Here is a 23,655-nt window from a genome sequence, read left to right as displayed (position 1 = left end):
CCGCACGGGCCGGCCCGGCGCGGTCGTCAGCTTCGACAAGATCCTCAAGTGGCGGGAGGGGGCGGCGCTTCCGATGGCGTCGTGAGCGGCCGGGTGGGGGAAGTGGGCCCTGACCAATGGCGGTTCCGAGCACGTCCCGAACGCCGCACGGACCAAGGGGAGTTCAGGGAACCATCGGGCGGCCGGCCCATCGGCAGACCGGGCGAGCCCGGGTGCACGACGCCGCCTGACTCCCGCATCCGGGGCGAGCCGGCACCACACCGACCCGCCCCTGGCCGCTCATACCGGCCTGAGCCTCAAGGGCAGGCAGCAGCCGCCTCATTCATCGGTCGCTGAACCTCTCGACGGCTTCCTTGCTGAGCGGTGTGAAGAGGTTGACGACATTGCCGTCGGGATCACGGAACAGCAGGGAACGGTTCCCCCAGGGCATCGTGGTCGGCTCCTGAATCCACTCGCTGACCAGCGGCTTCAGCCGTTCATACGCGGCGTCGGCGTCCTCGACGCGGAACTCGATGATGACGGAGTGGTTGTCGGCAGCGGCCCCGAACTCCAGCGTCGTCTTCGCTTGGATGGCGAGGGCGCCGGACGGCAGGGGCAGCTCGGCGAAGACAGGTGCGGGGCGCACCGCCGAGACGCCTGTGACCTGCTCATAAAACCGTGTCAGGCGCTCTACGTCGTCGGTGATCACGCGAATCGACACGAAGTCCACCACATTCTCCTTGCAATAGTGACTCATGGAAAAGTGCTCAATAGGGAGGAATGTGACCTTCCCCCGATGTCTACGACAGTAGAGAGCCATGAGGACAGGATTTGTCCTCATGAGGAGAGGGGCGGTGTGACAACCGCTCCCGGAGCGAGGAGGGGAACGAGCGCTACCGCCCCCCCGTCTGCTGTCTACTGTCTGCTGCCGGCTGTTCGTGCAGTGCGGGCGGTCAGGCCCGTCCGCCCTGCGGACGGTCAGCCCGTGTGCGGTGCCGCCGTGGCCCGTCCCGTCCGCAGGGCCAGCCGTCGCACCCGGCGCCAGTTCATCGGCGGCAGACCGCGCGGCACCCCGGGGCGGTGACGGGGCAACCGTACGCGCAGCGCCCGGGGTTCGATCCGGCAGTGGACGGGGGTGGGCAGGGTGACGGCCTCGCCGTCGACGCCGGCCTGGATGACGGGGGCGTCCGCGTCGACGACGACGTCCCGGGCGGACAGCGAGGTCAGGCCGGGACCGTTGCGGCCGCGCAGCATCCAGGCCGCCTGCGCCGCGTTGTCGACCTTGACGCCCAGCATCCCCAGGACGCCGGAGTCCAGCCGCTCCCGCAGGCCCAGGCCCGCCGGATCGTCCATGCGGTAGGGGTTGTTGCTCACCAGGACGGCCTGCGGCCCGTCGACGGCGGTGTCGTCCGCGCGGACCGCAAGGTGCGGACCGCTGTGGTGGGTCAGCAGATCCGGCAGCATCTCCAGGGTCGTACGGGCCTTGTCCGCGCGGTACGCCGGGCTCTGCACGACCGCCGCGTAGGCGCCGAAGGAGGCGTTGTTGACGAAGATGCGGTCCCCGGCGAAGCCCAGATCGACGCGCCGTTCGACGCCGTCGGTCAGCGCCTCCAGACACGTCGAGGGGTCCTCGCGGTCGAGGCCGAGGTCCATGGCGAAGTGGTTGCGGGTCCCGGCGGAGATCACCATGAAGGGCACACCGCGCTCCGCCGCCACGCCCGCGACCAGCGCCTGAGTGCCGTCACCGCCCGCGACCCCGAGCAGATCGGCGCCGTCGTCGACGGCCCGCCGGGCCAGTTCGGTCACGTCCCGGGGATGCGCGGGGTCCAGCACGCAGACCTCGGCGCCGAGCGCCTCGGCCTTGTCCACCAGTCCGAACGTCCCGACCTTCCCGCCGCCCGACCGCGGGTTCATGATCAGGAAAGGGTGTGCGGGGGGTGTGGCGACGGGCTCCGGCCGGCCCGCCGGGCCGGTCTGCGCCGCCAGCGCGGCCCGGCCGGTGGAGACGGCCAGCGCCCACAGGACGACCGACACGAGCACGACCCAGAGCAGCCCGGCGATCACGTAGAGCACGAGGACGGCGAGCGGGGCGGCCACCGTGAGCACGAGGCCGAGCACCCGCGCCGGGCCCCTGCGCGAGAGCAGCCACCACAGGCCGACCGCCGCGACGGCCAGTCCCGCCGCCCCCAGGCCCACCAGCGCGATGCTCTGCAGCCCGGCGAAGCCCAGCAGCACCAGCACCGCCGCCGCTGCCGCCGTCAGCGCCAGGCGCGCCGTCCAGCGTCCGTCCATCCGACCCACCTCCCGTCCGCGCCCCGCGCGAGCGCGCGGGGACACCGCGGTGCGGTCCCTTCCAGCGTCCACCGGCGCGGCCAGGAGCACATCCGGGGCGCGGGGCGGTTGCGGTGGGTGAGCGGCACGCCGCCGGGCGGACGTCCGGAGGCGGGGCCCGGAGCCAGGGGCGGGCAACGGCTGAGGCGGACGACCGGAGACGGTTGCATGCCGTGCCGGTGGCGAGGTGTCAAACCGGGCGAACGCGGGCAGTCGGGAAACTGACTGAAAATCACCCTTGAGCGAGGTGGGCAGCGCGGTCTCGCGGTGGGAGGACCTCCCCCGCGGCGTCCCCTGTCCCGGCGAGACCAGCGCGCACCTGATTAACGCGAAGTTGCTCGCATTAATCTTTCTCGGACAATACTTGGCGTGATCCCGCACTGCAATACGGAGCCGTCGTGACGACAGCGCACCACGCCCCGGGCGAGACCCGGCCCGGCGGGCGCACCGCCCGCACCCGCAAGGCCGTATTGACCGCCGTCTTCGAAGAGTTGGGCGAGAACGGGTTCGGCGGGCTGACCATGGAGAAGGTCGCTTCGCGCTCGGGAATCCACCTGGCCACGGTCTACCGCCGCTGGCGCTGCATCGAGGGTCTGATCTGCGAGTTGCTGACCGAGGTCGGCTCCGAGGTGCCGCTGCCGGACTCCGGGACCCTCTCCGGGGACCTGCGGGCGCTGGCCCGCTCGATAGCCGCCTTGTACGGGGAGGGGCGGGTCCGCCGCCTGATCGAGGCGGTGGTCTCCGCCGCGGCCCGCGACGGGCAGGTGGCCTCGGTGCTGCGGACCTTCTTCGACGAGCGGCTGGCGCTGGCCGGCCGGATGGTGCAACGGGCCGTCGACCGCGGCGAACTGCCCGCGAACACCGACCCGGTACAGATGATGTCGGCGCTCGGCGCGCCCTTCTACTACCGGATCCTGATCGCCCGCCGCCCCGTCGACCGGGACCTCGCGGACTCCGCCGCCACCGCCGTCCGGGCGGCCGCCCACGCCGGCGCCTACACGAAGAAGGACGGCGGCCCCGCCAACGGCACGTCCCCCGGCGGCTGAGGCCACCGGGGGACGTACGAGGCGTGCCGCGGGGCTACTTGCCGAGCAGGCCGGCCATCCAGGCCTCGACCTCGTCCGAGCGCCGCGGCAGCCCGGCCGACAGATTGCGGTTGCCGTCGTCCGTCACGAGGATGTCGTCCTCGATCCGGACGCCGATGCCGCGGTACTCCTCAGGCACCGTCAGATCGTCAGCCTGGAAGTACAGACCGGGCTCGACGGTCAGCACCATGCCCGGCGCCAGCGTGCCGTTGACGTACGTCTCGGTGCGGGCCGCGGCGCAGTCGTGGACGTCCAGGCCGAGCATGTGGCCGGTGCCGTGCAGGGTCCAGCGGCGCTGCAGCCCCAGCTCCAGCACCCGCTCGACCGGGCCCTCCAGCAGGCCCCACTCGACCAGCTTCTCGGCGAGGACCCGCTGCGCCGCGTCGTGGAAGTCGCGGAAGGCCGCCCCCGGCTTGACCGCGGCGATGCCGGCCTCCTGGGCCTCGTACACCGCGTCGTAGATCGTGCGCTGGAGGTCGGTGTAGCGGCCGTTGATCGGCAGGGTGCGGGTGACGTCCGCGGTGTAGAGGGTGGTGGTCTCCACGCCGGCGTCCAGCAGGAGCAGATCGCCGGAGCGGACCGCGCCGTCGTTGCGGACCCAGTGCAGCGTGGTGGCGTGCGGGCCGGCGGCGCAGATCGAGCCGTAGCCGACGTCGTTGCCCTCCACGCGGGCGCGCAGGAAGAACGTGCCCTCGATGTAGCGCTCGCTGGTCGCCTCGGCCTTGTCCAGGACCTTCACGACGTCCTCGAAGCCGCGCACCGTGGAGTCGACGGCCTTCTGCAGCTCGCCGATCTCGAACTCGTCCTTGACCACGCGCGCTTCGGAGAGGTACACCCGCAGCTCTTCGTCGCGCTCGGCGGTGACCTTGTCGGCCAGTGCGCCCTCGATGCCGGCGTCATGGCCGCGCACCACCCGCACCGGACCGGTGGCTTCCTTGAGCGCCTCGGTCAGCTCGCGCACGTCCTTGCAGGGCATGCCGAGCAGCGCCTCGGCCTCGGTCAGGCTGTGGCGCCGGCCGACCCACAGCTCGCCCATGCCGTTCAGCCAGAACTCGCCGTTCTCCCGGTCGGAGCGGGGCAGCCGGTAGAGCGTCGCCTCGTGGGTGTCCCCGCGGGGCTCCAGGACCAGGACGCTGTCGTCGGTCTGGTCGCCGGTGAGGTAGACGTACTCCGTCGAGGCACGGAAGGCGTACTCGGTGTCGTTGGAACGGGTCTTCAGATTGCCCGCCGGGACCACCAGGCGCTCGCCGGGGAAGCGCGCGGACAGCGCGGCGCGGCGCCGGGCGGCGTTCGGGGCCTGCTCGATGGGCTGCAGATCGCGCAGCTCGGTGTCGGCCCAGCCGCTCTTCATGTTGTCCGCGAGCTCATCGGAGACGGCCGGGTAGAGGCCGTTCTTCCGCTGCTTGATCGGCTGCTCGTGCTCGTCCGGGGTCTCCGGCGTGAGCTCGTCGGTCACGGTGCCTCCTCTAAAGACTGAACCGCCTTCCATCGTATGTGCGGATCGAAAGCGGTCCAGGGGCAGAAAGGTGTGACCTCTCCGGCAGTCCGGTCATACGGTGCATCCGTGCCGCGGGCCGGGCTACTCCTCGAAGTACACCGCGAGGAGCACGACGTCCTCCTCCGACGACGGATCGTCCAGGCCCTGCGGCAGCATCGTGCGCACGATGTGGTCGACGACCGCCTCGGGATCATGGCGGATCGCCCCGGGGACGCCGGTGGCGGCCGCGTGCAGCCGGGTGAAGGCGCGGTCCATGGACTCGCCGGTGCGCTGGAGCAGCCCGTCGCTGTAGAGCAGTACGGTCTCGCCGCCGGCCGGTTCGATCTCCACGCTGGGCGCCTCCCAGCAGGCCAGCATGCCCAGCGGCGCGGACAGCGAGGTCTCCACGAACTCGGTCCGCGTCTCGCCGAGGACCAGCGGCGGACAGTGGCCGGCCCCGGCCAGCACCAGCTTGCGGGGCAGGCGCGCACTCCCCCAGCCCTCGCCGGCGAGGTCGTCCTCCATGTCCTCCATGTCCTCCGGGTACGGGGGAGGGCCGGTGAGGCCGTCCGGCACCGGGAGGTCGGGCGGCCCGCCGGGCGCCGGCTCGGTGTAGGCGAACAGCGCGGTGGCGCTGCGGGCCGGCTCGGTCAGCCGGAGCAGCAGTTCGAGATCGGAGAGGACGGCGACCGGATCCTCGCCCTCCATGACGGCGTAGGCGCGCAGGGACGCCCGCAGCCGCCCCATGGCGGCCACCGCGCTCGGCCCGGAGCCGGTCACCGAGCCGACCGCCAGGCCCAGTGCGCCGTCGGGCAGCGGCAGCGCGTCGTACCAGTCGCCGCCGCCGCGCGGGCCGGTGCTGTGCCGCACCGCCAGGCGTACGCCGGGGATCCGCGGCAGCCGGTGCGGCAGCAGCTCCTCGCGGAGGGTCTCGGTGGCCTGCCGGCTGCGGTGGAGTTCCAGGAGACGGGCGAGGTGTTCGGCGGCGTGCGCGCGGTAGAGGCCCACGAGGTGGCGCTGCCGTTCGGTGGGCTCGGCCGGTTCGTCATAGAGCCAGACCGCGGCGCCGGTACGGCCGATGGGCTCGGCGGTGAGCGGGACCGCATAGCTGGCGGCGTACCCGAGACGGGCGGCGACCTCCCGCAGGCGGGGGTCGAGGCCCTTCTCCCCCGGGATGTCGGGTTCGGAGATCTCGGTGCAGGCCGCCACCGCCGCGCTCCTGCGGGGGTCGGGGGCGCGGCTCGTGCCGGGGGCCGGGACGTCGTCGCCGCAGGCGCCCCGCTCCGGGAGGCCGTCCAGTATCCGCGCGTACGACAGGGCGCGGCGCGGGACGGTCTCGATGTGGCCGATCTCGGCGTGGCCGAGGCCGAGGCCGACGGTGGTCTCCGGGCCGAGGCCGTCGGCCGGTGCGAGCACGACCAGGCCGCGGCGGGCACCGACCAGGGCGGCGCCGCCCCGCAGCAGCTCGCGCAGGGCCTCCTCCAGCGTGCGGGTGTGCGCGAGCCGTTCGGTCAGGTCGTGCAGGGTGCTGAGGTCGGAGATCCAGCCGGCCAGCCGGTCTTGGACGGCGGTGAGTTGAGCGATGCCGGAGAGGTCGGGGGCCGTGCCGGTGACGCCGGCTGACGAGGCGTCGGAACCGGGGTCCCCAGGGGTACCCGGCGAGCCCTCGGACAGGGCGCCGCAGGCGGGATCCGCGGAGGCATTCGCCGCGTGGGGGGCGACAGTGTGCGCGGGAGCGGGAAGAGCTGGTTCGATTCCAGCCACTTTCGGTACGTGAGGGGCGCTCATGGCCGACGGCTATCGTCGCGCCGGGTGTGACCCCAGGTCAGGCCGCCTTTTGCCAAAGAGCGCGGCATATTGTCGAGTGATGTGGGGCGGTGCAGTGGGCTGCTCAAATCCCTCAATAGCATCGCAAACCCCCATGTCATGCTGCTCCGCTATCAATGCCTCCAGATGTACACGCATCAACGATGTGATGTCCAGCACTGTCCCTATGGGGTTTGTGGTGTCAGCGAGGTCTGGAGATTGGCCTGAAAAGAGCCCCCTGAGCGTCAATTTGAGGTCGACTGACGGCGATCAGCAGCGCGTCATCACCACAGTGGCGGGTACGTACTCGGAAAGGTGCGGGGCCAGTTGGGGCCGCACCGGAACCCTCCGGCGGGCACCGGCGTCTCATACGCCGACGACCGCTACGCACTCCCAAGCGGCGGGGACTGCACGACCCAAGCGCAAGCGCCATGCGCGCGCCACCCCCCGCCACGTTCCACGCTCGGCGTACGGCGTGATGCGCTGCCTTGTACACGCGGTGACCAGTACTCCACGTGGCGTGATCGATGCGCGATCGACCCCGGGCGGCACGGCCGGGCCGCAGGAAACGTCACACAACGGCATCAAGCGGCACGGCGAAACGATGGCGAACCGGAAGCAGTGCCATGTAGTGCGATGGACATAGCCCTCGGCGTTAACGGAAAGGAACGAGCGCTCATGCGCGAGATCCTCGGAAGGCGACGCAAGCTCCTGTTCCGGCGCGGCGGAAGGTCGGCGCTGCTCGGTGCGGCGCTCCAGTGCGCCACCGAGTGGCAGTGGCCCGTACTTCCCGGAGTGGGCCTCAGGTCCGGCGGCCGGCAGCCGGCCGGTGTCCGGCTCGGCCTCGGCGAGCGGCCCGCCCCTCGGTGCAACTGCCCCGACCCCGACTGTGTGGTGCCCGGTGCGCACCCCTTCGACCCCGGCCTGCTGGCCGCCACCACCGATGCCCGGATGCTGCGGTGGTGGTGGACCAACCGCCCCGATGCCCCGCTGGTGCTGGCCACCGGCGGCCGCGCGCCCTGTGCGGTGAGCCTGCCCGCCGTCGCCGGCGCCCGCGCCCTGGCGGCCCTGGACCACTTCGGTGTACGCCTCGGCCCCGTGGTGGCCACGCCCACCCGCTGGTCGCTGCTCGTATCGCCGTACGACCTCGCGGAGTTGGGTGAGCTGCTGCACTCCCAGGACTGGGTGCCCAGCTCGCTGCGGTTCCACGGGGAGGGCGGTTATGTGGTGCTTCCTCCCTCGCCGGTCGGGGCCGGCCAGGTCCGCTGGGAGCGGCCGCCGGCCTCCCCCAAACTCTCCACTCGGTTCGAGCGGGGGGGACGCCCATCCTCGGCCGCGCCCTGGCTGCCGAAGGTGGTCACGATCGTGGACGCCCTGGTCACGGCGAGCACCAGCACCCCCGACGGCGGCAGCCGGCTCGCGTACTGACGCCGCGCCGCGGCCCGGCGCCCGTGGTGTGCGGGCGGTGTCACCCACCGCCCGCCCTCACCTCACCCGTACGGGTGTGACCGCCCCCGATCCCGCCCGGAAACGGGCTTCGGGTGTCCTGGGGCACCCCCGCCGGCCGATAGGTTCGCACCACCGTCAAGCCGTCGTCGGCGGCATCTCAATCGCAGGTGGGGGCCATGCAGCGTGCGCAAAAACTCCGCTTGACCGGGCTCGCCGGGGCGGCAGTGCTCGCCCTCCTCGTGCCGCTCGGGGTGGCGATGGCCGGTCCGGCCGGCCGCCCGGCTCCGGGGGCGCGGTCCGGGGCAGCGTTCACGTCCGAAAACAGCCCTTCGACCGAAACGGGAAACGCGGTCGATAGCGGGCTCAATCAGGGCAAGAGCCCGGTCCGTGGCGTCGGCTCCCCAAGCTCCGGCAGCGCCCGCACGGGCCTCGCTGCCGGCCGCTTCCCCGGCCGCACCGCCCGCTGCGGCCCCGAACTCACCGTTCCCCGGGGCATCGAGGCCCAGACCTGCGTGCTCGGCCAGGCGGGCCGGACCCGGGCGCGTACGTACTACCGCAACCGCACCGGCGCCGCCCTGCGCGCCGCCCTCACGCTGCTGCGGCCGGACGGCGGGTCCGTCCAGGTGAACTGCGCGGTGCCGGCGGCCGATGTGCCGGGGGTGTGCGAGACACCGGCCGCTCCGACCCTGCATGCGGGAGGGCTGCCGTACGCCGCGGTGGCGGAGGTTTCCGACGCGGCGGGGGAGCGGCTGCTGCTGCGTTCCGGCAGCAACTCGCCCATGGAAGACAGTGGTTCGGACCTCTGACGGGACGGGCGCCGAGGGGGAAGGGCCGCCCATGGGGCCCGCGGCCGGGGCGTGGGCCACCGGCGTCCGGACCGGCGAAGCGGATCAATCGCCTCCGGACATGGAAGCGCCCGGTCGCTGGCGACGGGGGATGCACCAGCGACCGGGCTTTTAGAACCGTAACAAGAGATCGGCGGTTCGCAAATTCGATCGTGGAATTCCGGACGCCTATTTACCGGCAAGTACAGGCAGTTGTGACCGGTCTCACCCCCCGGTTTCCCGGAGGCGTCCGGTCCGCTTGGCTGGGGCCGGCCCGGTCAGCTCAGGGTGACCTGACGGTTGGTGAGACCGCCCCGCGCCCGGCGCTCCTCGGGGGTCAGCGGAGCGTCCGTGGCCAGGGCCTTGGCCAGCCGCTCGGCGAACGCCGCGGCGGGCTCGGCGACGTCGTCGGCGCTCATCGACGAGGGCAGGTCCCAGACCGGAACGACCAGGCCGTGGGCGCGGAACGAGCCCACCAGGCGGGTGTCGTCACCGAGCGCGGAGGCGCCCGCGACATGCAGCCGTGCGAGCGCGTCCAGCAGCTGCTCCTCGGGGTGCCCGGTGACCCAGCGAAGGTGGTTCTTGTCCGGGGCCTCGCACCAGTACGCGCCCTCCAGCCCGGGGATCCGCGACGTCGGGATGGCCGCCGCGTTGGCCCGCTCCAGCGAGGCGGCGACCTCGCCGGTGGCGTTCTCGGGGTTCTCCACCCAGAACTCGAATCCGGTGTGGACGGTCGGCTCAAAAGCCGCCTCCGGGTCGAGCAGGTCCTGCAGCCGCGGGCCGTCGGGCGCGGGCCGTCCGGCGGCGACCGGAGTGCCGGGCTCGGCGACCAGCGCGCGCTGGAGGGTGTCCGCAAGGTCGCGGCTCAGGTCGCCGGAGGCGGTGTCGTTCTGCAGGCCGAGCATGACCGCACCGTTGTCACGGCGCAGCGCGGGCCAGGCCATCGGCAGGACGGTCGCCAGCGTCACCGACGGGACCCCTTCCGGCAGTCCGCCCTTGAGCGTCAACTCGGCGGTGGCGGCGGGCACCAGCTCGCGCAGCGCCACCCAGTCGCACTCGCCGGGCAGCCCCTCGAACGGGCGCTGCACGAGTGTGGTGGCGGCATGCGCCGCGGCCCGCCCGTGACAGGCCTTGTACCGGCGGCCGGAGCCGCAGGGACAGGGCTCACGAGCGCCGACGACCGGCACCTCACCGTCCTTCATCTGCGGTGCTGCGGCCTGGGACTGGGGACGGCGCTTCTTGGCCATGGCGACGGTGTCTCCTGGTCGATCCTGGGCGTACGGACGCGTTTCGGCGCGAGCCTAGAGGATTGCGTACCCGGTCGCGTCCGGCTGGGCGCGCGGCCGTGTCCCGTGCCGGTGCGGCGGCACCTGGCGGGTCCGGCCCGGCCGCTACACCAGGTCGTCGAAGTCCGGGAAGCCCGGGCCCAGCGGATGCCCGGTGCGCACCGGCGCGCCGGCGGCGAGCGAGGGCGGCAGACCGGGCGTCAGGTCCACGCGCGTAGCGAACGCGTCATGGAGCGAGAGGGCCGCCCAGACCGTGACCTCGCCGACGGCGGTGTCGCGGACGCCCCAGTCCTTGGCGAGCGAGCGGATGATCGCCAGACCGCGGCCGCCGCGCGCCGTCACCGACGGAGTGGCCGGAAGCGGTCGGGTCGGGCCGCCGCCATCCGTGACCGCGACGGTCAGTTTGCCCTGGACGTCGATGCGCCAGGAGGCCCGGACGGATGCCGACGGGGTGTCACCCTGCCCGGCCGTTACGGAATCCGGTGTGCTGTTTTCGTATATCGGACGCGCATGGCGACACGAATTGCTCAACAGCTCCGAAAGAATAAGGACCGCGTCATCGACGACCGTGTCCTGAACTCCACTTGCCAACAGCTCTTCACGCATGCGCCGCCTGGCCATGCCCACACCCACTGGTCCATGGGGTACGGCCATGATCGACGACGTCGGCACCTCTTGTGCCACCACCAACGCCACCCCCGAGACCTCCTTTGCCCCACGCCACGGGATGAATGCCCCAATGGACTGGACCGGAAACCGGCCAAGCGACACTCGGTGACGCACTGGACATAATCGAATACGAGTCGAATGCGCCGGTGCACACCCTGTGAGGGCCTTTAGGTGAGGCCAAGCTGGATTCGTACCTGCTTGGGGCGATTTGTGATGACTGCTTCCACTCCCAATTCCTGGCACAGCTCGACATCGGCGGCGTCGTTGACGGTCCACACGTGGACCTGGTGGCCCGCGCGGTGTGCCTTGGCGACGTAGTCGGGGTGCGAGCGGAGGATCCGGATGCCGGGGCCCGCGATGCCGACGCCGGGAGGGAGCCGGCCGTCGCGGTGCCGAGGGGTGAGGAACTGCATCAGGTAGACCCCGGGGATGGCCGGTGCCGCGGCCCGGACGCGGTGCAGGGAGCGCGCCGAGAAGCTCATGACCCGGACCTGAGGTGTCCAGTCGGCGCGCATGGCCGGTTTCGTGTGCCCGAACCGGCCGAGCAGCTCGACCAGCCGCTCTTCCACCTGTCCGGCCCAGCGCGTCGGATGCTTGGTCTCGATGGCCAGCTCGACCCGGCGGTCCGCGTCGGCGACCAGCTCCAGCAGCCGCTCCAGCGTCAGGACGGCGGTCCGCTCGGGGTCCTCGTGCTGTCGGTCCGGCGCCTCGTTCGCGAACCCCTCGGCCTTCCAGGAACCGAAGTCGAGCATCGCGAGGTCGGCGAGCTCCAGGGCGGAGACCGAGCCGCGCCCGTTGGACGTGCGGTTCACCCGCCGGTCGTGTACGCAGACCAGATGGCCGTCGGCGGTCAGCCGGACGTCGCACTCCAGGGCGTCCGCACCGTCCTCGATCGCCTTGCGGTAGGCGGCCAGGGTGTGCTCCGGCGCGTCCTCCGAGGCACCCCGATGGGCTACGACGGACATGGCGGGACGATCCGGACGGGCGTCCTGGGCGGGGCGTACATAGGTCACCGCGTTATCGTGCCACCCACCACTGCCGGGCCGGCGGGTGCATTCCCCATGCCGCGGAACAGGGGACGCCGGTTTTGTCCGGGATAAAGGATGAGGGGACAGTCACAGTCTCGGCTTACGGTGCTCTGACGCGCAGTGGGTAAGGCTGGTACGGAGACTCGCCCGTGCCGTCCGGCCCGAACGGCCCCGGACGCACGGACCGGGTCTCGCGGACGGACGGGAGCTGCCCGACGGACCGGTGGGCCACGGCCCGCGCCCCCGGACCGGCGGACCGGGACTCGCCCGCATCGCCCGGATCCCGGATCCTGAATCCTGGAGTGCCGGGTTCCGCATTGCCGGCAGAGAGCTGATGGCCGGCATCGAGGAGCTGTACGACCCGGAGGGCCCGCAAGGCCCGCCGGCACGGAACAACCGCACCACCCGGCGGACCGCCCGGCCCGCCGGCAGGACAAGACCGGCACCCCAGGGTCCGGCCGACCCGCAAGCCCCGGAAGAAACGGCGCGCCCCAGGCATCAGACAGCTGAGGCATGAGGCACACCGGGCAGCTGCCCGCGGAGCCGTGGACGCCGACAGTCGTGAAGCTGAGGAGAGAGCTGTGAGCACCGAGAACGAGGGAGCCGCCGTCCCGTCGGAGGCCAAGCCGCCGGCCGGGCCGCAGCCGGACGGTGCCTCCGCCTCCGGCGCCCGGGCTCCCGGCGCCCCGCCGCCGGCCGCTCCCCCCGTGGCGCCCCCGCCGCCCGACTTCGCACCGGCCGCCGCCTCGTCCCAGGGCGGTGCCGGCTCCGGCGACCCGGGCCGCATGCCCCCGTACGACACCGGACACCCTCAGCAGCACGGCTACGGCCGCCCCGGCGACGAGCCCACCACCGAACAGACCGCCCAGTTCCCCCCGTACGGCACCGCCGCACACGGTGCCCCCGGAGCGGGCGGCGGCTGGGGCGGTCCCCCTTATGGCGGCGGTGGCGGCGGTGACCCCTGGGGCTTCACCGGGAACCCCGCTCCCAAGCGGCGCAACAGCGGTCTGATCGCGGCCGTCCTGGCGGCCGCGCTGGTCTTCGGCGGTGTCGGCGGCGGCGTCGGCTTCTGGCTCGCGGGCCGCAGCGACGACGCCTCGACGACGGTCTCCGCGCCCGGTGACCCCGGAGCGCTGAACCGCAAGCCCACCTCCGTCTCCGGGATAGCGCAGAAGGCGCTGCCGAGCGTCGTGACGATCGAGGCCCAGGGCGCCGGCGGCGAGGGCGGCACGGGAACCGGCTTCATCTACGACAAGCAGGGCCACATCCTCACCAACAACCACGTCGTCGCCGGTGCCGCCGGCGGCGGCAAGCTCACGGCGACGTTCTCCAACGGCAAGAAGTACGACGCCGAGGTCGTCGGCCACGCCCAGGGCTACGACGTCGCCGTGATCAAGCTCAAGAACCCCTCCGGCGCCCCGCTCAACCCCCTTCCGCTGGGCAAGTCCTCCCAGGTGCAGGTCGGCGACGCCACGATCGCCATCGGCGCGCCCTTCGGCCTGTCCGGCACCGTCACCACCGGCATCATCAGCGCCAAGGACCGCCCGGTGGCCTCCAGCGACGGCGGCGGCGCCAGCGCCTCGTACATGAGCGCGCTGCAGACGGACGCCTCGATAAACCCCGGTAACTCCGGCGGCCCGTTGATGGACGCCGCCGGCAACGTCATCGGCATCAACTCCGCCATCCAGTCGGCCGGCAACGGCGGCGGTCTGGGCGGCGAGTCCCAGCAGTCCGGCAGCATCGGCCTGGGCTTCGCGATCCCGATCGACCAGGCGAAGCGGGTGGCGCAGGACCTGATCAAGACGGGCAAGCCGGTCTATCCGCAGATCGGCGTCCAGGTCGCCATGCGGGACACCGGCAACGGCGCGACCATCGCCCGGACCGGCAACAACGGCTCCGACCCCGTCAGCCCGAACGGCCCGGCCGCCAAGGCAGGCCTCAAGCCCGGCGACACGATCACCAAGCTCGACGACACGGTGATCGACAGCGGCCCCACCCTCATCAGCGAGATCTGGCAGCACAAGCCCGGCGACGAGGTCACCCTCACCTACAAGCGAGGCGGCAAGGAGCACACCACCCGAGTCACCCTGGGGCAGCGCACGGGCGACAAGTGACGCGCTAGTCTGATCCCGCGACACCACACGCCCACGCGCACCGGTGCCGCGGGGAGGCTTGCCCGAGCGGCCTAAGGGAACAGTCTTGAAAACTGTCGTGGCGGCAACGTCACCGTGGGTTCAAATCCCACAGCCTCCGCAGAGGTCAGCGACTTAGCTGGTCAGAAGGGGTGTCCGAGGGGATCGGGCACCCCTTCTGCGTCCATCCTGTCTCACCCCGGTTCGCCTGTATCCCGGCGCTGACCAGGGCGTACGGGCCAGCGGCGGGCCAGAAATCCGAGGGTGGAAGGCACCCTCCTCACCCGCCCAGCTCCTGCTCGATCAAGGCGTTCGCTCGCGTCTGCGTTCCGTGCAGCACCTTGGCGTAGAAGCGGTAGAGCACAGCCACGCTGTGGCCGGCCCGCCGGGCAACCTCCACCGGGTCCACGCCCGCCTTGATCCACAGCGAGACGATCGCGTGCCTGAGGGAGTAGGGCACCGCCGCGAGCGGAGAGGAAGCTCCGTCGGGGTGAGCGCCTTCTCGCTAACGACCGGGGCGTACAGGCGTGCGCGGGCGAGGACTTGCGCGGCTACCCCTGCCCTGTGATGTACGAGGCCTCGGCCGGTCGGGGCCCGGCAGCCTCGCGAGAGGGTTCCAAGTTCCCGCGAAAAGGCTCTCCGTAGCAGCCCCGTGCAACCGTTCAAGCAAAGTCGCAGGTCAGAGGCCAGGAATGGGCATGGCGAGCACGAGAGGATTCGAGTCACCGCAGCGGCCCCGGCACATTCACGAGAACTCGAATCGGGCGCTGCCGCGGTGCAGTCTCCTCCCTGTCCGGGGGCGCCACCGGGCTACGGAAGAACGGGCTTGCGCGGCTAACCCCCCGTCAGCTCAAAGTCAGTGACTTCCATTCACCACGTGCTGCGGCACGCCGAAAATGAAGGTTTGCCATGTTCACCTCAAATTCCGCTCGTGACGCCGCCCAGTCGCAGGAGACGCAGCAGGCACCGTCGGCCGAGCCTGCCCCTGCCCGTTCGCGTACCGCCCTCGCCTGGGCGCAGCTGGGCTTCACCGCCGCATGCGTCGGCGCCGGCGCCGTCATCGGGCTCACGGGCCAGCCCCAGCTGGGCACCACCATCGCCGGCGCCCCCGCCGGGGTGGGGACGGTCACGCTGATCGTCAAGCGCTTCCGGTAGGCGCGGCGACCGCCGTCGGCCGGTCGGTCGGCGGCGGACATCATCAGCCGGGCCTGCGCCGGTCCAGTCGTCACCACACACCGTTGACCTCCGCTTGCGTGCACGTGGCCCGGGTGTCGGCGGGAACGTAAAAGCCGGTACCGCGAGGGCGGCACCGGCTTTTACGGCCCTCTGCGCGCCCGCAAGGGCCTGACCTACGCCCAGCTCGCCAGTCACACCGCCTACTCCACCACCGTGCTGCAACGCGCGGATTCAGGGACGACAGTGCCGAGCCTGCACCTGGCGCTGGCCCACGCCCGTGCCTGCGGGCTGAGTCCCGGCGAGGTCCGTCGCCTGTGGCAGGAAGCACGGCGCGAGGACTGTCGAATCCAAGCGCCGCACCCGGACCGGTCCGGCTCCACGGCTGGAGTTTGTCCGCGAGCCCGCGGAGCTGAGTGCTGCCCTGGTGGACCTGTGGGAAAGGAATGGTGCCCCGCCTGTGCGGACGATGGAGGCCCGCGCAGAAGCCGGTGGGATCTCGCGCTCCAGCGCCCATCGCATCGTCGGTCAGCAGATGATTCCGCGCTGCCACCAGCAGTTGCAGGCGTTCCTCGCGTCGTGCGAAGTGCCGGAAAACGGAGTGGCCGGCCTGGACCGGCGCCTGGAACAGGGCCTGGCAGCACCGTGAACGAGAACGCGAGAGGCTCCGTCGGCCCTCCCTGGCCGAGCGCGAGGCCGAGGTCGCTCCCGACGGTCGCTTCGCGCCCAGGTCGGCCGTCCTGACGCTGAAGTGGGAGGGGTTCGAGCCGCTGGAGCGGTTTCGAGGCTTCGGGCTGTCCTGGACCTGCCGCTGCATGGACTGTGCCTCGGTTCAACGAATCCGGCTGTCGGAGCTCCTCTTCAGCCAGGAATCCTGCGGGGTCTGCGCCAGACAACGGGACCCGCAGCAGTAGTCCGACCGCCTGCCACACCCCCGCGGGGGTGTGGCAGGCGGGAAAGCACCAGCCGGGCACCGGCCGGACGACCGTCATCCGGTGCGGCGGGGGCCCGGCCTCTTGGGACCGTTGGAAGGGTCTGCAGCACGGCTTTACTCCGCCACTACTGATCTACCCATCTTCACCCGGAGTTCTACTTGTCCGGGACAACAGCCATAGCCTCTACTTCGACCAGGTACTCCGGCTGAGCCAGAGCCTGCACCCCAATCCAGGAAGATGGAGGTGGGTTTTCCGATCCGAACGTGTCGACGAGGACACGACCGATCAGATCCGCCTCGTGACCAGACTCGAAATCAGGAAGGTAGAGCCGAAGGATCTGGATATCCTCCGGAGTACCTCCAACAGCTTCAAGAGCGATGAAGACATGCTTCAGCGCTTGGCGAAGCTGCGCTTCCCGCCCCACCGCCGTGACCTCGTGGTTACTGTCCCAGGCAACCTGGCCAGCAATATTGATGATCCTGCCGGGTGGGGAGACCGAGACCTGTGAAAACCCCCACGGCCTGCTGTCAAACAGCTCGTGCGGTTGAAATGTCGTACGCGGCATGGCTGGCTTCCTTGGCAATTAGGCAATTGATCAAGATGCGCTGCGCTGATACAAGGACGCAAAACAGAGTGATCCAAAAATCCGCGAGAACCGCACCGTAGGTCGCTACGGCGGCGCACTGCGACCTACGGACAGCATCGCGTATCAAGTATCAAATTGTCGTGAGTGGGCTGCGCTGTTCCCGTACAGCTGTCAGATGCTCGTGCGATCCACCTATACCCACGGTTCGTGGTGCCACGACCGTACTTGGTCGAGGAAGTTCGGGACGCGGGGGAGGAGATCGATGCCAGGGGGTGGGCGAGCCCGAAGACGGGGAAGAACTGGCCCTGGGTGTCGGCGTGCAGGGTGTCGGGCTTGGTGGCCGACTCATTCGCGAGCAGGTAGACGGCCTCCTCGGAGAGGGACTGCATCAGGGTCTGCGCCATCTTGCTCCTGACGGCATGGCTCCGGTAGGCGGACCGGGCGGATGCTCTTGGCGTACAGGGGCCGCCCGTCCGGGAGCCGGTAGCGCACTCGTTGGTCCGATGCACCGGCTGTGACGATGCGCCTTTCGGGGATGACCCCGAGGTGATCCACGACTTCCCGCATGGCTTCCAGTGACGCCCCGTCGTCTTCGAGCGATACCAGCATGCGCACGGCGACCGTCCGGCCGTGTCGCTCGATGATCCGTAGAACCCGCTCCACGTGGTTCCGGTCGGGGATCACGATGTACGCCGAGACCTTGATCCCGTGCGTGGTGGCGGCTTCGACCGTGTTGTCCAGCGCGGCCAACTTCCGTGCCGCCAACTTGGGGGTTCGCGAGGCGTGGTGCCTGGACGGCGGCCAGCTCTTCCGGAGTGGTGCCGAACATGGACCGGTTCACTCTGTCGAGTCCTGCGGCTGCACAGTCCGGCCATGCGGCTGCACCGTTCTCGCAGTTGGAGGGTGAGGCCGACCGTGAGACCGAGTCGTCGTGCGATGGTGATCAGGCCGGGAAGATCGGGGTGCAGCGTCGGCTCGCCGCCGGTGAAGTGGGCCTCGTTGGTCGGCAGGCTTCCGCGTACGGCTGCCAGCGCCAGGGCGAAGTCGGCGTCTGCGGTGATGCGCGCCGGGAGGAGGTCGGCGCCGTTGGTCTTGAGGTAGATCGAGACTCGACCTGAAGTTCCGGGGTGAATTGGTCGTGGTCCAACAGCAATTGGACACCCCCTATCTGTGGTCTGTGCCTCCCGGCTCATGACCCTGTACGCCAGGACGTTCCCCGGCTCCGACGGAGCGAAGGCCGTCTCGTGGTACCGGATGGCCGCCCGTTCGACAAAGCCGCCTCGGAGGAACAGACCTCGGACTACGCCGTGCCCTGGTGGCGCATGAACGTCTTCTGCTCCTCGCTGCTCGCCCGGCTGGCAGATGAGAAGGGTGCCGTAGAGGCCCAGGATCAGGTCCGTGCGGAGCTGCCGGCCTCAGCGGGATGTGACCAAGACCGGTACTTGGCCCCGCGCTGGGCAAGCCGCCCAGGTCGGCACGCTCCCACGATGCACAGGTAGCCCCAGCGAGGATCGTCGGTTGGTCCCGCTGAACGCCGGCGCGTCACGAGCACCACGAAGCATCTCCCATTGAGTGGGTGGTGAGCCTGCCCCGTGCCCCTCGTGAACGCGGCCGATCTCCCGCAGCAAGGAGGCTCACTGTCCAGGTCCGGAGCAATCACACATCGCAGGGCATTAAGTAATCCGATGTCGGGCATATCCTTCCAAGGCGCTGCGAGACTCGTGTAGGCGAACCGGGGGTCACGCGCCAGAGGCAAGTTCCGGGGCCCGCGGTACTTCAACCACGGAGGGGAAGCCAGATGGCGAACGAGCTCAAGTACGGCGACAAACTGGCCTTACAGAACGGGTACAACAACTGGGCCGGTGGCTACCTCGACACCAACTCCACAAGCAGCGCCGCAGGTGCCCTGTACAAGGTCTCGACCGCCCCGACCCCCACCCGCGGCCCCGGCACCGGCACGTGGCAGATCCTCTCGACCACCGGCAAGACCACGGGGCAGCTCGTCCAGAGCGGGGACGTGGTCTATCTCCGCAACCTGTACGGCAACGGCAGCTACCTGGACACCAACGGGGGAGCAAACACCGCCCAGCAGGCCGCCGGCGGCCGCTACGCCGTTACGACCTCCCCGAACCAGGACCGCGCTCCCGGTACTGGCCGGTGGCAGATCTTCGCCCAGACCTCCACGCCTACCGACAAGAACGTCCGCGCCGGTGACGTCCTCCTGCTGTGGAACCTCTACCTCGCCAACGGCGGCTTCCTGGAGACCGACGGCCTCGGCACAGAGTCAGGCTCCGCGTACTCCGTCTGCACCAACGTCTACTTCAACCGCGCCGCCGACGTCACCCTATGGAAGGCGTCCCTCGTGCCCTGACCCTTCGGCGCAGTGAGTTCCACCAAGCCCCCGACCTCCAGGATGAGGTTGGGGGCTATACGCACGTGCGGCAACCATAAACAGGACGGCCGCTGAAAGAAATAGCGGAGTTCCCCATTCTCGCCATGGATCTGCGTCTCCTTAAGGGAAAGAGATGCGACGGATGAGGTCAGAGAGAGTCTGAACGGCGGCGAAGTGCTTCTCGCTTTCCTGGAAGGCGTCGTATTGCTGCTTCCAGTGCTTCTTGGGCTGGGGACTTCGGTTCGGTTGTCGGGCCCCAGGCTGCGAGTGCGAGCGGCGACAAAGGCAATGGTGGCAGCGCGGCTTCGGCTCCTGTTCTGCACGGTCAGGACGGCCGGGCCGGTTTGGCATGGCCCATGGTCCTGTGCCCGGTCGCTGTGCACGCGCCGACGCGACCCAATTGCGCCCTGTCGTCCACAGTACGTTTGCGCTCACGCTCCACCACATGGGGGCGATTGAGGACACCAGCCAGAGCGTATGCCAGAGCTGCCGCACCGGCGGCCCAACCGTAAGGGAACGCGGCCGCGTCAGTCTCATGGCCGTGCTCTGCGATCCCTGTTGGAACGTCTACGCCAACCAACTCGCCATCGAGGAAGGCGCTACCGCCCGTCCCCAGGTCGCACCCGATCCGGATGACGTCACCCCGTACGAACCGCCGACCTGTCGCGATTGCGGGGCCGCGGTCAGGCCATACCCCACCAACTACGAGCGATGGGTCTACCTGGCCGGCGAAGACCTCCCCGCGAAGGACGTCGCGCCTTGTCATCGGTGGCGGCTGGAGACCATTCGTGGCCGGCATTCCAGCATCCCCGCCGAGATCGTGGCCGTGCGAATCCGCGGCATCGAGCCACTCCCCAGCGACCCCGTGCGCCCCGCACACAGGGCAGTGTGCCTGTGCCCGGAGGCTGTGCAGGAAGCCGAGCAGGAACGAGCCGCGGAACCCGAGTGAGGGGAAGCGGGGCCGCGTAGGAACTGGCGCCGAAGCCCACTGCCGACCAGCAGCGGTGGAAGAGGACTGCCGATCTCACCTCATCCTTCTGCGGCCAGCCGGTCGGGGGCCGTTTTTGTGCCCGGTCGCCGTCGGGCACGGATCCGGCACGGCCCCGGCAGGCGCAGAGGACCTGGCGGCCGACGGTCTACCGGGTCGTTTCCGTCCAGGTGACCGGTAGTTCGTGGACGCCGTAGATGTTCATGTCGGTTCTGAGTTTCACCTCGCCGGCGGGGATGGCGAGCTTGAGGGTCGGGAAGCGGCGTAGCAGTCCGTCGAAACCGGCGCGCATCTCGATGCGGGCCAGTTGTTGGCCGAGGCATTGGTGGATGCCGTGGCCGAAGGACAGATGGCCGCGGGCCTTGCGGTGGATGTCCAGGGTGTCGGGGTTCTCGAAGCGCTGGGGGTCGTGGTTGGCGGCCAGTAACGAGACGACGACGGTCGATCCCTTGCCGATGGTTTCGCCGCCGAGTTCGATGTCCTCCGTGGCGTAGCGATAGAAGGTGTCGGCAACGGAGAGGTAGCGCAGGAGTTCCTCGACGGCGCCGGGCAGCAGATCAGGGGCGGCGCGCAGTTCGGCCAGTTGCCCGGGGTGTTCCAGGAGCGCGAAGGTGCCCAGTGCCAGCATGTTGGCGGTGGTCTCGTGGCCCGCGAGCAGCAGCAGGAAGGCGACGCCGGTCAGCTCCTCGATGGTGAGGTCGTCGTGGCGGGCCAGGTCGGAGAGGATGTCTTCGCCGGGGGTGGCGCGTTTGCTCGTGACCAGTTCGGCAAGGTACGTGGTCAGAGCGCCGTACGCGGCCATCTTCTCTTCGAGCGTCACGTCCTTGACCATGAACTTGGCGGAGTTGACCTGGAAGGTTTCCCGGTCCGCGTAGGGGACACCGAGCAGTTCGCAGATCACCAGCGAGGGCACCGGCAGCGCGAACTCCTTGACCAGGTCGACCGGCGGGGTGAGGCGCGCCAGTTCGTCCAGTTGCCGCTCGGTGATGGCGATGATGTGCTCTTCGAGCAGCTTCATGCGTTTGACGGTGAAGGCACCGGTGAGCTTGCGCCGCAGCCGGGTGTGGTCCGGTGGGTCCATGGCGATGAACAGGCCCGGTATCTGTGGGGACGGTTCGGTGGCGACGGGCATGCCGGGGGTCTCGTACGGGACGTGGAGAACGCCGATGTCCTGGCGGGAGCTGAACCGGGTGTCGGCCATGAGCTGGCGGACCGCGTCGTAGCCGGTGACGAGCCAGCCCTCGTGACCGTCGGGGAAGACCAGGGGACTGACCGGGCGAGTCTCGCGCAGCCGGGTGATCTCGCGGGGCGGGTCGAAGGGGCCCGCATCGCGATCCATGGGGAGGCCGTGCGGGATGGGAGCCGTTTGAGTCATTGGAGGTCCTTGTGTGGCTGTTGTTGAGGTCGGAAGGCGGTGGGCGAGTGAGCGGCGGCTCTCGATCTCGTGGTGTGGCCATGGCATCTCGGCCAACCTCCGCTCAGATGCTGAAGTGGCTTGGGAATGAGGTGAGTTGAGGATGGGGTGTGGGGGGTGCGGGGGTGTTCAGGGCTTGGCGCGGAGGATGTCGATGTTGCCGTGGCGGGTACGGGCGCGGACCTCGACGGTGTCCTCGGCCTTCTCCGGGGACTCGGACGCGGTGAGGGTGTTGCGCACCTGCCCGAAGCCCGAGCTGACGTCGAGCCAGGCGGCCGTGCCCTCGCGGATACCGACCTCGATGGCACCGTAGGAGGTCTCCAACTGGACGGTGCCGCGTACCACTTCGGCCACGCGCAGGGTGCCGTTCGCGGTGGTCGCGGCGACCGAGCCCTCGGCGCGCGCGATGTCGATGTCGCCGTTGGCGCCGTTCACCCGCAGCTCCCCGGTCGCGGCGCCGACGGTCGTGGTGCCGTGCGAGTTCTTCAGGGTCGCGGGGCCGTCGATGAGGCCGACGCGCAGGCTGCCGGAGCTGGTGCTGATCTCCGCCTTGCCCTCGACGCGGTCCACGGTGATCGAGCCGTGGGACGCGGTCAGCTGCAGCGGCCCGGTCGTGTCCAGGCGTACATCGCCCGAGGAGGTCTTCACCCGGACCTCGCCGAGCCGGCCCTCGCCGAGCACCTGGGCCCAGGCGCCGGTCATGTCGACGCGCGAGCCGGTGGGCAGGTCGACCGTCACGTCCACGGTCCCGGTGCGCCCGAGCAGGTAGCGCTGCTTGGGCGTCCGGACGGTCAGGACGCCGCTCGCGTACGTCACCTCGGTCTGGTCGGCGGCCCGCACGTCCGGATCCCGCTGCGGGTCGCGGGGCCGCACCTCGACGACCGTGTCGCGGCGGTCGCCTGCGGTGAACTGGATGGAACCGGCCTCCACGTGCGCTGTGGCCGAGATCGGTTCGGGGGTGTCGAAAGAAGGCATGGCTGTCCCGTCCTCTTGGGTCTCATGGTCGTCCCCGCCGGTGGGGAGGGGACGTGATGTGGGTGAAGTGGGGCGGGTGTGCGGGCGCTGCTAGCGCACCCAGCCCTTGAAGTTCTGTCCGATGGAGTGGGCCTTCTCCGTCGTACGCGGCCGCGCGCCGCCCTCGACGGCGGCCGACACGGCGCGCACCAGCCACGCGTTGACCGAGAGGCCCTCGCGGTTCGCGGCCTCTTCGGCGCGCGCCTTGAGGTGGGCCGGCAGTCGCAGATTGACGCGGGCGGTGCCACCGTCGTCGTCCGTGGTGGGCGGCGCCGCGAGCGGTTCGGCGGGGGCGGCAGCTGCCTCCGGGTGGCCGTGGCCGCTGTCACCGGGCGGCAGTGTCACCACGAAGTCGGGGTCCAGCCCGCGCAGCCGTACGTCGACCGAGCCGGGGGCGAGCTCGCGGGTGATCTCGTCCATCGCGGCGGAGAGCACATTGAGCATGGTCAGACGGGTCGCCGACTCCAGGGGGGCGGTGAGCCGCTCGGCCAGCTCGCGGGCATCCTTCCCACCGGCTTCGGCGGCCACCGCGAGTTCGCGACGCAGGGTGTCGACATACGGAGTGAGGTCCATGGCGCCATGGTGGCATCAGTGTGGTGCCATGCGCAAGCGTGGATGGTGTCTTGTGGGGGACGGACTTGGTGGATAGCCGCGCTGACCTGGTAGAACGTGTAATAGGGCTGGCTGAGTCATTGTGGTGCCATGGGCGTGGCCGTCTGTGTTCGGGGGTAGTGGGTGGCGCTGGTTGGTGCCGGGTGGCGCCAAGCGGTGCCATCCGACGTCATGTGATGCCATGTGCTGCCATGAGTTCATGGCAGTTGTTGTTGGGTGCCTGTCCGGGCGTTGTGTGGGAAGTGGGGTGTGGTTGACGTGGGTGTGCGCAGGGCGGGGGCCGGGGGCGCGGGCCGGTTGGGTGCGGTGGTGGTGCGGCGGGCCGAAGGGCGGGATGCGCGGCGGCTCACTCGGCTGGTGCGCAGCTCGCGGGCGTATGAGGGGCGGTATGCCGCGATGGTTGAGGGATACCGGGTGGGGCCGGATTACATCGAGGCGCATCAGGTCTTTATGGCTGTGGCCATGGATGTGGGGG

General features: G+C 70.3%; 20 protein-coding genes, 1 tRNA gene and 3 pseudogenes. 10 read left to right on the top strand and 14 right to left on the bottom strand.

Features of this window, described 5'->3' with window-relative positions:
* Window positions 1–322: 322 nt before the first annotated feature.
* Window positions 323–709 carry a VOC family protein gene (locus EST92_RS20735; protein ID WP_129282362.1) on the bottom strand — a complete coding sequence of 129 codons (387 nt, stop codon included), beginning with the start codon at window positions 707–709 and terminating at the stop codon, window positions 323–325.
* Window positions 710–957: 248 nt separating this feature from the next.
* Complete coding sequence (locus EST92_RS20730; protein ID WP_129282361.1) at window positions 958–2,271, bottom strand: diacylglycerol kinase family protein; 1,314 nt, start codon at window positions 2,269–2,271, stop codon at window positions 958–960.
* Between the two features lie 437 nt (window positions 2,272–2,708).
* Between EST92_RS20730 and EST92_RS20725 the strand changes: the two genes are divergently transcribed.
* Window positions 2,709–3,356: a TetR/AcrR family transcriptional regulator gene (locus tag EST92_RS20725; protein WP_129282360.1), complete on the top strand. Its 648-nt coding sequence runs from the start codon at window positions 2,709–2,711 to the stop codon at window positions 3,354–3,356.
* A 34-nt stretch (window positions 3,357–3,390) separates the two neighbouring features.
* Here the strand turns inward: EST92_RS20725 and EST92_RS20720 are convergent, their stop codons facing one another.
* Both EST92_RS20720 and EST92_RS20715 read right to left on the bottom strand, forming a co-directional pair.
* Window positions 3,391–4,851 carry an aminopeptidase P family protein gene (locus EST92_RS20720; RefSeq protein ID WP_129282359.1) on the bottom strand — a complete coding sequence of 487 codons (1,461 nt, stop codon included), beginning with the start codon at window positions 4,849–4,851 and terminating at the stop codon, window positions 3,391–3,393.
* Between the two features lie 123 nt (window positions 4,852–4,974).
* Window positions 4,975–6,660 (bottom strand): PP2C family protein-serine/threonine phosphatase, encoded by a 1,686-nt coding sequence (locus EST92_RS20715; RefSeq protein WP_129282358.1) that lies wholly within the window; start codon window positions 6,658–6,660, stop codon window positions 4,975–4,977.
* Between the two features lie 696 nt (window positions 6,661–7,356).
* Here EST92_RS20715 and EST92_RS20710 point away from each other — a divergent pair.
* Window positions 7,357–8,106 (top strand): bifunctional DNA primase/polymerase, encoded by a 750-nt coding sequence (locus EST92_RS20710; protein WP_129282357.1) that lies wholly within the window; start codon window positions 7,357–7,359, stop codon window positions 8,104–8,106.
* A gap of 197 nt (window positions 8,107–8,303) precedes the next feature.
* The gene (locus EST92_RS20705) at window positions 8,304–8,933 is read left to right on the top strand and encodes a hypothetical protein (RefSeq protein ID WP_174244082.1); all 630 of its coding nucleotides are present in this window, start codon (window positions 8,304–8,306) and stop codon (window positions 8,931–8,933) included.
* Between the two features lie 296 nt (window positions 8,934–9,229).
* Here the strand turns inward: EST92_RS20705 and EST92_RS20700 are convergent, their stop codons facing one another.
* The 3 genes from EST92_RS20700 to EST92_RS20690 form a co-directional block, all read right to left on the bottom strand.
* Entirely contained in the window at window positions 9,230–10,198 is a 969-nt protein-coding gene (locus EST92_RS20700; RefSeq protein ID WP_129282356.1) for a DUF5926 family protein, read from the bottom strand.
* A 144-nt stretch (window positions 10,199–10,342) separates the two neighbouring features.
* The gene (locus EST92_RS20695) at window positions 10,343–10,933 is read right to left on the bottom strand and encodes an ATP-binding protein (RefSeq protein ID WP_129282355.1); all 591 of its coding nucleotides are present in this window, start codon (window positions 10,931–10,933) and stop codon (window positions 10,343–10,345) included.
* Window positions 10,934–11,073: 140 nt separating this feature from the next.
* Complete coding sequence (locus EST92_RS20690) at window positions 11,074–11,871, bottom strand: glycerophosphodiester phosphodiesterase (RefSeq protein ID WP_216849115.1); 798 nt, start codon at window positions 11,869–11,871, stop codon at window positions 11,074–11,076.
* A 644-nt stretch (window positions 11,872–12,515) separates the two neighbouring features.
* Here EST92_RS20690 and EST92_RS20685 point away from each other — a divergent pair.
* Window positions 12,516–14,048, top strand: coding sequence for a trypsin-like peptidase domain-containing protein (locus EST92_RS20685; RefSeq protein ID WP_129282353.1), 1,533 nt, complete (start codon window positions 12,516–12,518; stop codon window positions 14,046–14,048).
* A 52-nt stretch (window positions 14,049–14,100) separates the two neighbouring features.
* Window positions 14,101–14,187, top strand: a tRNA-Ser gene (locus EST92_RS20680).
* Window positions 14,188–14,346: 159 nt separating this feature from the next.
* Here EST92_RS20680 and EST92_RS20675 read toward each other — a convergent pair.
* A complete protein-coding gene (locus tag EST92_RS20675) occupies window positions 14,347–14,526 on the bottom strand; it encodes an integrase (protein ID WP_129282352.1) in 180 nt (59 codons plus the stop codon).
* A 449-nt stretch (window positions 14,527–14,975) separates the two neighbouring features.
* On the opposite strand from EST92_RS20675, the gene EST92_RS20670 reads away from it, so the two are divergent.
* Both EST92_RS20670 and EST92_RS32295 read left to right on the top strand, forming a co-directional pair.
* Window positions 14,976–15,221, top strand: a complete 246-nt coding sequence (locus EST92_RS20670; protein WP_129282351.1) for a hypothetical protein — start codon at window positions 14,976–14,978, stop codon at window positions 15,219–15,221.
* 478 nt (window positions 15,222–15,699) lie between these two features.
* Window positions 15,700–15,888 (top strand): hypothetical protein, encoded by a 189-nt coding sequence (locus EST92_RS32295; RefSeq protein ID WP_254068931.1) that lies wholly within the window; start codon window positions 15,700–15,702, stop codon window positions 15,886–15,888.
* 440 nt (window positions 15,889–16,328) lie between these two features.
* Here EST92_RS32295 and EST92_RS20660 read toward each other — a convergent pair whose 3' ends face one another.
* From EST92_RS20660 to EST92_RS32285, 3 genes and pseudogenes are all read right to left on the bottom strand, one after another.
* On the bottom strand, window positions 16,329–16,739 hold the full coding sequence (locus EST92_RS20660) for a RidA family protein (protein WP_129282350.1): 411 nt from the start codon (window positions 16,737–16,739) through the stop codon (window positions 16,329–16,331).
* Window positions 16,740–16,997: 258 nt separating this feature from the next.
* Window positions 16,998–17,131: pseudogene (locus EST92_RS32290) on the bottom strand (Tn3 family transposase); the annotation flags it as partial.
* A gap of 52 nt (window positions 17,132–17,183) precedes the next feature.
* Window positions 17,184–17,887 (bottom strand): annotated as a pseudogene (locus EST92_RS32285) (radical SAM protein); the annotation flags it as partial.
* Between the two features lie 671 nt (window positions 17,888–18,558).
* Between EST92_RS32285 and EST92_RS20640 the strand changes: the two are divergent.
* A complete protein-coding gene (locus EST92_RS20640; RefSeq protein WP_129282348.1) occupies window positions 18,559–19,131 on the top strand; it encodes a hypothetical protein in 573 nt (190 codons plus the stop codon).
* 466 nt (window positions 19,132–19,597) lie between these two features.
* Complete coding sequence (locus tag EST92_RS20635) at window positions 19,598–20,101, top strand: DUF6083 domain-containing protein (RefSeq protein WP_129282347.1); 504 nt, start codon at window positions 19,598–19,600, stop codon at window positions 20,099–20,101.
* Window positions 20,102–20,288: 187 nt separating this feature from the next.
* Here the strand turns inward: EST92_RS20635 and EST92_RS20630 are convergent, their stop codons facing one another.
* From EST92_RS20630 to EST92_RS20620, 3 genes are all read right to left on the bottom strand, one after another.
* Window positions 20,289–21,515: a cytochrome P450 gene (locus EST92_RS20630; protein ID WP_129282346.1), complete on the bottom strand. Its 1,227-nt coding sequence runs from the start codon at window positions 21,513–21,515 to the stop codon at window positions 20,289–20,291.
* A 168-nt stretch (window positions 21,516–21,683) separates the two neighbouring features.
* A complete protein-coding gene (locus EST92_RS20625) occupies window positions 21,684–22,529 on the bottom strand; it encodes a DUF4097 family beta strand repeat-containing protein (protein WP_129282345.1) in 846 nt (281 codons plus the stop codon).
* Window positions 22,530–22,619: 90 nt separating this feature from the next.
* Window positions 22,620–23,141, bottom strand: a complete 522-nt coding sequence (locus tag EST92_RS20620; RefSeq protein ID WP_129282344.1) for a toxin-antitoxin system HicB family antitoxin — start codon at window positions 23,139–23,141, stop codon at window positions 22,620–22,622.
* Window positions 23,142–23,429: 288 nt separating this feature from the next.
* Between EST92_RS20620 and EST92_RS32280 the strand changes: the two are divergent.
* A pseudogene (locus EST92_RS32280) lies at window positions 23,430–23,655 on the top strand (GNAT family N-acetyltransferase); the annotation flags it as partial.

Origin of the sequence: Streptomyces sp. TM32 (assembly GCF_004122755.1) — a bacterium.
Lineage (GTDB): Bacteria > Actinomycetota > Actinomycetes > Streptomycetales > Streptomycetaceae > Streptomyces > Streptomyces sioyaensis.
This window is presented reverse-complemented; position numbering and strand designations above follow the sequence as displayed.

Coding starts and splice junctions, on each gene's coding strand:
- EST92_RS20730 (WP_129282361.1), bottom strand. CDS start 2,271: ATGGACGGACGCTGGACGGCGCGCCTGGCGCTGACGGCGGCAGCGGCG.
- EST92_RS20715 (WP_129282358.1), bottom strand. CDS start 6,660: ATGAGCGCCCCTCACGTACCGAAAGTGGCTGGAATCGAACCAGCTCTT.
- EST92_RS20710 (WP_129282357.1), top strand. CDS start 7,357: ATGCGCGAGATCCTCGGAAGGCGACGCAAGCTCCTGTTCCGGCGCGGC.
- EST92_RS20705 (WP_174244082.1), top strand. CDS start 8,304: ATGCAGCGTGCGCAAAAACTCCGCTTGACCGGGCTCGCCGGGGCGGCA.
- EST92_RS20700 (WP_129282356.1), bottom strand. CDS start 10,198: ATGGCCAAGAAGCGCCGTCCCCAGTCCCAGGCCGCAGCACCGCAGATG.
- EST92_RS20690 (WP_216849115.1), bottom strand. CDS start 11,871: ATGTCCGTCGTAGCCCATCGGGGTGCCTCGGAGGACGCGCCGGAGCAC.
- EST92_RS20670 (WP_129282351.1), top strand. CDS start 14,976: ATGTTCACCTCAAATTCCGCTCGTGACGCCGCCCAGTCGCAGGAGACG.
- EST92_RS20660 (WP_129282350.1), bottom strand. CDS start 16,739: ATGCCGCGTACGACATTTCAACCGCACGAGCTGTTTGACAGCAGGCCG.
- EST92_RS20640 (WP_129282348.1), top strand. CDS start 18,559: ATGGCGAACGAGCTCAAGTACGGCGACAAACTGGCCTTACAGAACGGG.
- EST92_RS20635 (WP_129282347.1), top strand. CDS start 19,598: ATGGGGGCGATTGAGGACACCAGCCAGAGCGTATGCCAGAGCTGCCGC.
- EST92_RS20630 (WP_129282346.1), bottom strand. CDS start 21,515: ATGACTCAAACGGCTCCCATCCCGCACGGCCTCCCCATGGATCGCGAT.
- EST92_RS20625 (WP_129282345.1), bottom strand. CDS start 22,529: ATGCCTTCTTTCGACACCCCCGAACCGATCTCGGCCACAGCGCACGTG.
- EST92_RS20620 (WP_129282344.1), bottom strand. CDS start 23,141: ATGGACCTCACTCCGTATGTCGACACCCTGCGTCGCGAACTCGCGGTG.